At 63.4% G+C, this 9,225-nt stretch carries 11 protein-coding genes; 6 read left to right on the top strand and 5 right to left on the bottom strand.

Annotation, left to right across the window (positions count from 1 at the left end):
- From HMPREF2792_RS02045 to HMPREF2792_RS02065, 5 genes are read left to right on the top strand one after another with little or no spacing between them, the layout of a single operon-like run.
- Complete coding sequence (locus tag HMPREF2792_RS02045) at window positions 1-603, top strand: ComEA family DNA-binding protein (protein WP_070530468.1); 603 nt, start codon at window positions 1-3, stop codon at window positions 601-603.
- Complete coding sequence (locus tag HMPREF2792_RS02050; protein ID WP_070530470.1) at window positions 600-1,850, top strand: ComEC/Rec2 family competence protein; 1,251 nt, start codon at window positions 600-602, stop codon at window positions 1,848-1,850. Before HMPREF2792_RS02045 ends, HMPREF2792_RS02050 begins: the two co-directional genes overlap by 4 nt.
- Window positions 1,847-2,794 carry a DNA polymerase III subunit delta gene (gene holA, locus HMPREF2792_RS02055; RefSeq protein ID WP_070519517.1) on the top strand — a complete coding sequence of 316 codons (948 nt, stop codon included), beginning with the start codon at window positions 1,847-1,849 and terminating at the stop codon, window positions 2,792-2,794. The genes HMPREF2792_RS02050 and holA overlap by 4 nt, the downstream gene beginning before the upstream one ends.
- An 11-nt stretch (window positions 2,795-2,805) precedes the next feature.
- Window positions 2,806-3,174 (top strand): ankyrin repeat domain-containing protein, encoded by a 369-nt coding sequence (locus tag HMPREF2792_RS02060; protein ID WP_070530472.1) that lies wholly within the window; start codon window positions 2,806-2,808, stop codon window positions 3,172-3,174.
- Window positions 3,171-3,812 carry a LysE family translocator gene (locus tag HMPREF2792_RS02065; RefSeq protein WP_070530474.1) on the top strand — a complete coding sequence of 214 codons (642 nt, stop codon included), beginning with the start codon at window positions 3,171-3,173 and terminating at the stop codon, window positions 3,810-3,812. The genes HMPREF2792_RS02060 and HMPREF2792_RS02065 overlap by 4 nt, the downstream gene beginning before the upstream one ends.
- Here HMPREF2792_RS02065 and HMPREF2792_RS02070 read toward each other — a convergent pair.
- The 4 genes from HMPREF2792_RS02070 to HMPREF2792_RS02085 form a co-directional block, all read right to left on the bottom strand.
- On the bottom strand, window positions 3,809-4,987 hold the full coding sequence (locus tag HMPREF2792_RS02070) for a type II restriction enzyme (RefSeq protein ID WP_232748429.1): 1,179 nt from the start codon (window positions 4,985-4,987) through the stop codon (window positions 3,809-3,811). The genes HMPREF2792_RS02065 and HMPREF2792_RS02070 overlap by 4 nt on opposite strands.
- A complete protein-coding gene (locus tag HMPREF2792_RS02075) occupies window positions 4,980-5,789 on the bottom strand; it encodes a DNA adenine methylase (protein WP_070519526.1) in 810 nt (269 codons plus the stop codon). Before HMPREF2792_RS02075 ends, HMPREF2792_RS02070 begins: the two co-directional genes overlap by 8 nt.
- The gene (gene rpsT / locus HMPREF2792_RS02080) at window positions 5,790-6,053 is read right to left on the bottom strand and encodes a 30S ribosomal protein S20 (protein ID WP_070519529.1); all 264 of its coding nucleotides are present in this window, start codon (window positions 6,051-6,053) and stop codon (window positions 5,790-5,792) included.
- A gap of 118 nt (window positions 6,054-6,171) precedes the next feature.
- Complete coding sequence (locus HMPREF2792_RS02085) at window positions 6,172-6,693, bottom strand: type II toxin-antitoxin system PemK/MazF family toxin (protein WP_070519531.1); 522 nt, start codon at window positions 6,691-6,693, stop codon at window positions 6,172-6,174.
- Window positions 6,694-6,711: 18 nt separating this feature from the next.
- Here HMPREF2792_RS02085 and lepA point away from each other — a divergent pair, with 18 nt between their 5' ends.
- A complete protein-coding gene (gene lepA, locus HMPREF2792_RS02090; RefSeq protein ID WP_070519533.1) occupies window positions 6,712-8,559 on the top strand; it encodes a translation elongation factor 4 in 1,848 nt (615 codons plus the stop codon).
- Window positions 8,560-8,684: 125 nt separating this feature from the next.
- On the opposite strand, the gene HMPREF2792_RS02095 is transcribed toward lepA, so the two are convergent.
- Window positions 8,685-8,894, bottom strand: a complete 210-nt coding sequence (locus tag HMPREF2792_RS02095) for a hypothetical protein (RefSeq protein ID WP_070530478.1) — start codon at window positions 8,892-8,894, stop codon at window positions 8,685-8,687.
- Window positions 8,895-9,225: the final 331 nt, after the last annotated feature.

A 9,225-nucleotide genomic window follows, 5' to 3' on the forward strand; every position in this document is an offset into this window, starting at 1 on the left:
ATGAACGCCATTGCTGATCGCCTCCGCGACCTCACCCGCCCGACCGGGGAAGAAGAACTGCTCAACGTCGACTTTCCGCGCGTGCGCGTCCCGCCCTGGTTGGCGCTGGCTGTTGTAGGCGTAGCCGGCGTTGCACTCCTGGCCTGGCTGGGGGCGAGCCGCAGTGCGGAGAACCCCTATGAGGTTGCCGCGCCGAGCAGCGAGGCAGCGGCGGATATCGTGGTTGCGGTCGTGGGTGAGGTAGAGCAGCCCGGGCTGGTGACCTTGGCGCCGGGCGCGCGCATTAACGACGCCCTCGAGGTGGCGCGCCCGCGCGTGCCCACCGATAACCTCAACCTGGCGCAGAAGCTTAACGACGGCGAGCAGATCACCGTCGGCGGCCCACCCAATGCCCTAGAGGCAGCGGGAGAGGGGCTCGTTTCCCTCAACTCCGCCAGCGAGGAGGAGTTAACGGAGCTTCCGGGTATTGGCCCGGCCACGGCGGCGGCGATCATCGCGCACCGCGAGGAGGTCGGCAGCTTCACCACCGTGGAGCAGCTCATGGACGTCTCCGGCATTGGGCCGGCGAAGTTTGCCAAGCTGAAGGACAAGGTCCGGCCGTGAGAGAGCTGCGGCTCGTGCCCGCTGCGGTGGTGGCGTGGCTGGCCACGCTCGCCGTGCTTTTCGGGCATCCGTGGTTGTTGAGCGGGCTGGTGTGTTTCGCGCTAGCGCGTGGTCAGTGGCGCGGGCAGGGCATCTTGTGCGCGGCGAGCGGGGTCATCTTCGCCACCCTGGCTTATGTGCGCTCGGTGCGCGCCGCGGCGTTCCACTTCGGCTCGGAGGTGACGGGAAAGCTCGCCGCCGACCCGGTTCAGACGGCATCCGGGTGGATGGTGCGCCTGCGCGTGCCGGGCTACCCGGCGCAGCTGCCCGTCTTCCTCAAGGAGGAACCGGAGGCCTTCGGTGGCTCGCTGGTGACGGTGCACGGTCACCCCGGCCCCTCGGATCAGGTAGGGGTGGGCACAACCATCTTCAGCGGCGAGCTCACCGCGCACGCCCATAGCTGGACGGCGACGGTCGCAGAAAACTTCCGTGCCGTGTGTGACAACGGCCTTATCCCCGGCATGGTCTTGGGCGATACCAGCCTGCAAAGCCCCGAGGATAAGCAGCTCTACATCGACACGGGTCTATCGCATTTGAGTGCTGTGTCCGGCTCCAACGTTGCCATCGTGTGTACCGCGGCCGCGTTGGTGGTGCCGGGGCAGAGGGTGAGAGTGGGGGCGTCGGCAAGCGCGTTGGCGTTGTTCGTAGCACTGGTGGGGTGGGAACCCTCCGTCCAGCGCGCCACCGTCGCCGGGCTGGCGGGACTGGCGGCGGTGCTCAGCTCCTCGAAGATGGAACCGCTCCATGCCCTGGCTCTTGGCGTGCTCTTTCTGCTCGCGGCGGACAGCGACCTAGCGGTCAGCTTCGGCTTCGCGCTCTCCGTGGCGGCCACCGCCGGCATCGTAGTACTCAGCCCGCTGCTATTGCGGGTGCTGGGCACGGGCATTGTGGCCCGGGCCTTTGCGGTGGCCATCGCCGCGGACATCGTGACCATGCCGCTCATTGCGCTGATGAGCGGGCGGGTCTCGGTGGTGTCTGTCATCGCGAATGTGCTGGTGGCCCCAGTCGTGCCCATCATCACCGTCGTGGGGCTCATCGCCGCCGTCCTGGCGCAGGTGGGGTGGGGCAGGCCCCTGGTGATCCTTATTGAGCCGCTGGCGGATTGGATCCACTTCGTCGCCTCCTCGATGCCGGTGACCACCGTGGCGGCGGGGCCCGTCGCGATGCTCCTGCTTGGCGGGTGGGTCATTGCGGCGTTGCTAAGATGACAGGCATGTCTTCTGCCCCCGTGCACCTCATCCTCGGCGATGATGAATTCCTGGCCGAGCGCGCCCGCCTTTCCATCCAACAGGGCGAGGTAACCAAGCTCAAGGCCTCCGAGGTCAGCGAGGGCGAAATCCTGGAAGCCACCAGCCCCTCCTTGTTTGGGGAGGACCGCGTCATCGTCATCAGCGACGTGGAGAGGGCCGGCAAGGAGGTCACGAAGATCCTCCTCGACGCCTGCGCTAACCCCATGCCCGGTATCACGCTCATTTTGATGTACTCGGTGACGGCGAAGACGCTGAAGAAAAAGAAGAAGCCGCCGGAGCTCATCGCGGCGCTGCGCAAGACGGCCGAGGTGCATGAGGTCTTTTCCCTCTACCCGAACGAGCTCGCGCAGTGGGCTACGCGTGAGTTCGCCTCGCATGGGGTGCGGCCTACACCGGATGTGGTGCAGGCGCTTCTCGACGGCGTCGGCTCCGACCTCCGCGAGCTCGCCTCCGCCATCTCGCAGCTCGTCTTCGACACAGGCGGCAAGGTGACCCGCGAGGCGGTGCACGCGTACTACGTAGGTGTGGCCGAGGTGGCCAACTGGGATATCGCGGATGCCGCTGTGGCAGGCCGCGTGGAGGCGGCGGTGTCCACGTGCCGCCGCGCGCTGCAGTTGGGGGCGAGCCCCGTGGCCATTGCATCTGCCCTGGCGAACAAGGTGGGCAACATCGCGCGCCTCTACACCGCGCGCGGGGATCAGTATTCCCTGGCCTCCCAGACCGGCATGGCGCCCTATGCCATCAAACTCACCCAGCCGGTGGCGCGGCGCTGGTCGGGAGAGAATATCACCAAGGCCGTGATCCTCATGTCGGAGCTGGATGCCGCGGTCAAGGGTCAGGGCGGGGACGAGGACTTCGCCATCGAGGCGGCCGTTAAGCGGGTGGCGGAGCTGGCGCGCTAGACTAACCCTCCATGGATGACATCCAGAACTTTGCCACCAAGCTTTTCGATTTTGCCCGCAACGGCGATGCCACGCTGCTCGAGTACATCAAGCAGGGCGTCAACGTGGACATGGTGAACCAGGACGGGCAGTCCTTCATCATGCTCGCCGCCTACCACGGCCATGCGGAGCTGGTGCGCCAGCTCGCCGCGGCGGGTGCCGACGTCAACCTCCTCAACGATCGCGGCCAGTCGCCGTTGGCCGGGGCTATTTTCAAGAAGGAAGACGCGGTGATCGACGCCCTTCTCGACGCCGGCGCCGACCCCACTGCCGGCCAGCCAAATGCCCTCGACTCGGCTCGCATGTTCGGCCGTGAGGATCTTCTCGAGCGCCTGTCATGAGCTGGTCCGCGTTTGCGGCCATCCTCCTCATGAACCTCGTCGGCGCGGCGGCACCCGGCCCCGACATTGTGCTGGTGACACGCTATGCCACGCGCTCGCGCCGCCACGCCATCGCGGCGTCGACGGGCATTCAGGTCGGCGTGCTGTTCTGGTGCACGCTGACTGTGTTTGGCGCGGCCGCCCTGCTGACCGCCTTCCCGGGAGTTCTCTCCCTGATTCAGGTGATTGGCGGTTGCTTCCTCGTCTTCATGGGCGTGCTTTCCATTCGCTCCGGGCTGGAGCTGCGCAAGCAGCCGCCGGTGGATGAGGAGGAGGCCGCCGCCCGCTTGGGCTCGGTGGGCAAGGTCTTCCGCACGGGGTTGGCCACCAACCTATCCAACCCTAAGATCGTGCTCTTCCTCGCCGCCATGGTTGCCCCGCTGCTGCCGCCGCATCCGCCGGTGTGGGTATCGGTGGCTTTGGTGTTGAGCCTGTCGCTGTCGAGCTACCTGCTTTTCGTTGTTCTCTCGGCGGTCATCTCGACCCGCGCGATTCGCCGCCGCCTGCTGGCCGCTGGCCCGTGGATCGACATCGGTTCCGGTGCCTTCTTCGTGGTGGCCGGCTGTGCGCTGGTGTGGGCCGGTATCCAGGCCGCCTAGGACTGATCGAGTAGTTCTTTGAGCCACTGGGACCACGCCGCGACCGTGGCGGAGCGGCGGCGCAGGGTCGTCTCACTCAGGCCCAGGTTCGCCGCGCGCATGAACCCGGCCGCCTCGGCCTTGCTCAGAGCGCAGTGCTTATCGACGACATACCGTACCATCTCCCGGAACACCGGCCGCGAGGCCAGCGCCTCAACGAGGGCGAGGTTGCGCTCGTCGCGCGTGCCGCTGAGCTTGGTCAAACCTAAGTAGCGGGCGGCGTTGGTGTAGTAATCAGCCTGGCGCGGGGTAAAGCCGAAGGCCTCGGGCATCTCCGCCTTCGGCACGGGGTTCTCCAGCAAGCTGATGACGCGGGCAAAGGAATCCGCCTGGGGGAAGGGAACGCGTGTGCCGTGGACCTGCGTGTGCTCCAGAACCTCGCGCACCGCCGCATCAGTCACACCGGACTCGCCCAAAACGTAGCGCGCCGCGCTCACCAGCTCGATGCTGCGGAAGTCCTCCGGCTGCCTAAACGCGTAGCGGTAGAAGTGAAAGATGCCATTGGAATAGACCAGGTACACTGGCACCACTTCTTTATCTAGAGCCAGCGAGAAGCGGCGGAAAGGGAAGTAGAGCTGGCGGATGTTGAAATCGGGGGAGACGTGGTTCTTCGCCTCCACGAGTACGAGGTGCTCGGCGGATTCGAAGCCGGCGTCGATCTCCATCTGGGCGCGGTCCACCTCGATATCGCGTCCGCCGATGCGCATGGGCAGCGTGAGCGTCGACATGCGCCCGCTGACCGTAGGAACCAACTCACCGCCCAGGAAATCATCGAGCATGCCGCTTAAGTGTGCTGCGGTCAACGCTGTGGCCTCCGAGGTCAGGTTCTCGAAGTCAATGGATTGGATGTGCCCCGGAACCGGCATCGATTTCAGCGGCCCGGCCTGCTCCGGAAAAGGCTGGTACAGGTCAAAGCGGCCAATCAGGTAGGCATCGCGGCGAATCGGCAGCATGGACAACCCGTGCTGCCGAAACACCTCGGGGCGCGCGGCGGAAAAATCATGCTTGGCCATCAACCGCGGCTCGCGCCCGGAAAGCTCCTTGAGCTTCGCGGCGGGCAACACCACATAGCCCTGGTCCGCGATGTCGGCGGCGAGGTGGGGATAGACACGGTCCCAGGCGGCGTCGTTAAGCATAATTGCGCACGAGCACCTCATCGACCTTGCCGCGCTTCGACGCCACGGAATTCACCGCGCGCGTAGCCCCCACGATCTCGATGCGATAGTCCGCGTACAGCTCCTTGATGAAGTCCGTCGCCGAATTCGACAGCAGGAACTTCACCCCGCGCGCAGTAAGGGCATCGCAGGTTTCCTTCAGCCGAATCTGGTCCTCGCGGCCGAAGCCCCCCGACTGATAGCCGGTGAAATTGCTCGTGGGGTTGACCGGATCGTATGGCGGATCGAAGTAAACAAAATCCCCCTCGTTGGCCTCCACCGCGGCATAATCGCCGTTATAGAACGTCACGTCGTGGGAGGACAGGTACTCCGAAACCGCGCGCAGATTCGGCTCATCACAGATCTTCGGGTTGGCATAGCGGCCAAACGGGGCGTTGAACTGACCCGAGTTATTCACCCGATAAAGACCGTTGTAGCAGGTCTTATTCAAATAAATCGTGCGTGCAGCCCGCTCCACGGGACTCAAGTGCGCAAACTCCGGCTCGCGGTCGCGGGCGCGCATCTCGTAGAAGAAATCCGAATCATTCGGATAGCCCTTTAAAAGGGCAATGAGCTCGTCCACGTCATCGCGGACCACCTCGTAGACGGTGATGAGCTCGGTGTTCAGGTCATTGACCCGGGCGCGTTCGGGCGCCAAAGAAAAAAGAACCGCCCCGCCGCCCAAGAAAGGCTCGACATAAGTGTCGAAGCTCTCGGGCAGCATGGAGTGGATAATGGGTAGCAGTTGGCGCTTTCCCCCCACCCACTTCAGGAGCGGTTTCATTTAGGCCATCTTGTTGAAGGCGTTGGCCATACCGGACTTCTTGTTAGCCGCGGTGTTGCGGTGGAAGACGCCCTTGGACACGGACTTGTCCAGTGCGCGGGAAGCAACGCGCAGCTGCTTCTCGGCTGCAGCCTTGTCACCAGCGGCGACGGCCTCGCGGAACTTGCGGATCTCGGTACGCACGGCGGAGCGTACGGACTTGTTGCGCTGACGAGACTTCTCGTTGGTCAGGATGCGCTTCTGCTTGGACTTGATGTTTGCCATCGATATACCTCTTAGAGTCGTAGGAATTCTTTACCGAGGAAGGCGGACCCAAGGTCCTGACCGCCAGCGTGCCCCGGCATCCCAAGAAATTTATCAGGGCGCAGGCTAAATCCCCAAATCACGCCCAGTGATAGCGGGAGCGCAGGCGGTTGGCAATGCGCTCGAAGCGGCGTTCCGGAAAGAGCGTTCCCTGCCGGCGGCACTGTTCCTCCGAAATCTCCAGCACTCGATCCATCCGCACCCAGCATTGCCGGCCGGTTTCATCCCACTCGCCGGTGCCGATATCGAGCCACTCTTCTTTGTTCGCGTGACCCGGGTTGGAGGAGATGAGAAGGCCGAGCACCGTGGTGCGCGTGCGGGAGACAATCAGCACTGCGCGCTCGCGCGGCGGGGATTGCTTGCCATCGGAGGGCGCCCACACCCACACGACCTCCCCGGAGTCAGCCTGCCCGTCCATGTCGGGGGTGAAGAAGACGCTGCGCGGGTGGGCGGAGGCGGCCTCGACGCGGATATCGGCGGCCTTGCGGGGTTCCGTCACGGAATCGTTTTGGTTCAACCCCAAGCGTTCGGTGATGCGCTCGAGGCCGGCGTCGACAGGCTCGGGGCCTCCGATGCCGAGAATGCGGGCCAACCTAGACATGTCGTCTATTCTAAACGCATGTCTACAAACTTCGCGGCTACTACGTTTACGGATCCGTCCAAGATCCGAAACTTTTGCATTATCGCCCACATCGACCACGGCAAGTCGACGCTGGCTGATCGCATCCTGCAGTTGTCGCAGGTGGTGGAGGAGCGCGACATGCGCGACCAATACCTCGACAACATGGATATCGAGCGCGAGCGCGGCATCACCATTAAGGCCCAGAACGTGCGCCTGCCCTGGATTCCCCAGTCCGGTCCCCTGAAGGGGGAGGAGATCGTCATGCAGATGATCGATACTCCCGGCCACGTGGACTTCACTTACGAGGTCTCCCGCGCGCTGGAGGCGTGTGAGGGCGCCATCCTGCTTGTCGACGCCGCCCAAGGCATCGAGGCCCAAACCCTGGCCAACCTTTACCTGGCCATGGAGAATGACCTGGAGATCATCCCGGTCCTTAACAAGATTGACCTGCCCGCGGCCGACCCAGAGAAGTACTCCCTGGAGATCGCCCACATCATTGGCTGCGAGCCGGAAGAGGTGCTGCGCGTCTCCGGCAAGACCGGCGAGGGCGTGGCGGAGTTGCTGGACAAGGTTGCGGAGCTTGTCCCGGCGCCCACCTCCGAGTTCGGGCCCGATGCCCCGGCCCGTGCCATGGTCTTTGACTCGGTTTATGACACCTACCGCGGCGTGGTGACCTATATCCGCATGATGGACGGCAAGCTCACCCCGCGCCAGAAGGTCACCATGATGTCCACGGGTGCCAACCACGAGCTTCTGGAGGTGGGCATTGTTTCACCGACCATGCAGAAGTGCGAGGGCCTAGGCCCGGGCGAGGTAGGCTACCTCATCACCGGCGTAAAGAACGTGCGTGAGACCAAGGTGGGTGACACGATTACGTGGGCGTCGAATGGCGCGAGCGAGCCGCTCAAGGGCTACGCCGACCCGAACCCCATGGTGTACTCGGGTTTGTTCCCGATCTCCCAGGCAGACTTCCCGGACTTGCGCGATGCACTGGAGAAGCTGCAGCTTAACGACGCCTCCCTCACCTTCGAGCCCGAGACCTCCGTGGCCCTGGGCTTCGGCTTCCGCTGTGGATTCTTGGGCCTGCTGCACATGGAAATCACGCGTGACCGTTTGGAGCGCGAGTTTGGATTGGACCTGATTTCCACCGCCCCGTCGGTGACCTACCGCGTGGTGGCAGAAGACGGCGAGGAATCGTATGTGCACAATCCCTCCGACTGGCCGGCGGGCAAGCTGCGTGAGGTTCACGAGCCGATTGTGAAGATGACCATCATCGTGCCGGAGGAGTTTGTGGGCCCGACGATGGAGCTGTGCCAGTCCAAGCGCGGCCAGATGGGTGGCATGGACTACCTGTCTGAGGACCGCGTGGAGCTGCGCTACACCATGCCGCTGGGTGAAATCATCTTCGACTTCTTCGACATGCTGAAGTCCCGCACCAAGGGCTACGCTTCCCTCAACTACGAGGAGGCCGGCGAACAGCTGGCGGACCTGGTGAAGGTGGATATCCTGCTCAACGGTGATCCGGTGGATGCCTTCTCCGCGATTGTGCACCGTGATTCCGCGCAGTGGTACGGCAATAAGATGACGAAGAAGCTCAAGGAGATCATTCCGCGCCAGCAGTTCGAGGTGCCGGTCCAGGCGGCCATCGGCTCAAAGATCATCGCGCGTGAAAACATCCGCGCGATGCGCAAGGACGTGCTGGCCAAGTGCTACGGCGGCGATATCTCCCGTAAGCGCAAGCTGCTGGAGAAGCAGAAGGCCGGTAAGAAGCGCATGAAGTCCATCGGTTCCGTTTCCGTGCCGCAGGAGGCCTTCGTGGCGGCGCTGTCCACGGACGCCGACTAACGCATCGAGCACCTCCGGTACCGGTCGGGCCACCATCACTGTCTGGAGCTATTGGTGCTAATCAGGGCGAACTTGCGCTGTTGGAGGCTGAAAGCGCCCGGTTTGATATGGCGCTTTCAGCCTGCCTACTGGGCGTTAAAGGAGTAGCCGCCGGTGAGCTGATTGTGGATTGTCACCGAGTAGTCCTGGCCGTTGGCGGTGGCGCCGTCCACAAGCATGGCGAGCTCTTGTGAGTTGTAATAGCGGCTTAGACCCACGTAAATAATAAGCAGGAGGATGCTGCCCGCGACTGCGATTGAGGTGGCAATCTTCCACACGCTTACTTGGTTAGTCACGAGTAGTCCTTTCATGCGTGAAAACTTCGGTCACTGTAGCTACTAGTACGATAACAAGTCTTTTATGTGCACGGTATTGAATTAGAACCAGTGCACCCACTATTCCGGGGAAGTTCAGGCAGGGATCACCGGTTTTCGTCTCAACCTGTCCTAGGCCGACGAGTGCGCTGACTTAAGGATCACCGATGTGCCCGCGTGCCTTGATGTGGTCCGCGGGTGGCAGTGTTGTCACTGGTGGTTAGCTGTTTCCTTTCTGCCGTTGCTGCGTGTGGTGGCTGTGGGTGTTAGCTGCTGTCGGGTGGTGGGTCTGGTGGTTGTCCTGCTTGTTCGG

Source organism: Corynebacterium sp. HMSC068H04, from assembly GCF_001811255.1.
Classification (GTDB): domain Bacteria; phylum Actinomycetota; class Actinomycetes; order Mycobacteriales; family Mycobacteriaceae; genus Corynebacterium; species Corynebacterium hesseae.

Excerpts from the sequence above, each read along its gene's own strand:
- HMPREF2792_RS02045 (WP_070530468.1), top strand. The coding sequence starts at position 1 with ATGAACGCCATTGCTGATCGCCTCCGCGACCTCACCCGCCCGACCGGG.
- lepA (WP_070519533.1), top strand. The coding sequence starts at position 6,712 with ATGTCTACAAACTTCGCGGCTACTACGTTTACGGATCCGTCCAAGATC.
- rpsT (WP_070519529.1), bottom strand. The coding sequence starts at position 6,053 with ATGGCAAACATCAAGTCCAAGCAGAAGCGCATCCTGACCAACGAGAAG.
- HMPREF2792_RS02085 (WP_070519531.1), bottom strand. The coding sequence starts at position 6,693 with ATGTCTAGGTTGGCCCGCATTCTCGGCATCGGAGGCCCCGAGCCTGTC.
- HMPREF2792_RS02060 (WP_070530472.1), top strand. The coding sequence starts at position 2,806 with ATGGATGACATCCAGAACTTTGCCACCAAGCTTTTCGATTTTGCCCGC.
- HMPREF2792_RS02065 (WP_070530474.1), top strand. The coding sequence starts at position 3,171 with ATGAGCTGGTCCGCGTTTGCGGCCATCCTCCTCATGAACCTCGTCGGC.
- HMPREF2792_RS02070 (WP_232748429.1), bottom strand. The coding sequence starts at position 4,987 with ATGCTTAACGACGCCGCCTGGGACCGTGTCTATCCCCACCTCGCCGCC.
- holA (WP_070519517.1), top strand. The coding sequence starts at position 1,847 with ATGACAGGCATGTCTTCTGCCCCCGTGCACCTCATCCTCGGCGATGAT.
- HMPREF2792_RS02075 (WP_070519526.1), bottom strand. The coding sequence starts at position 5,789 with ATGAAACCGCTCCTGAAGTGGGTGGGGGGAAAGCGCCAACTGCTACCC.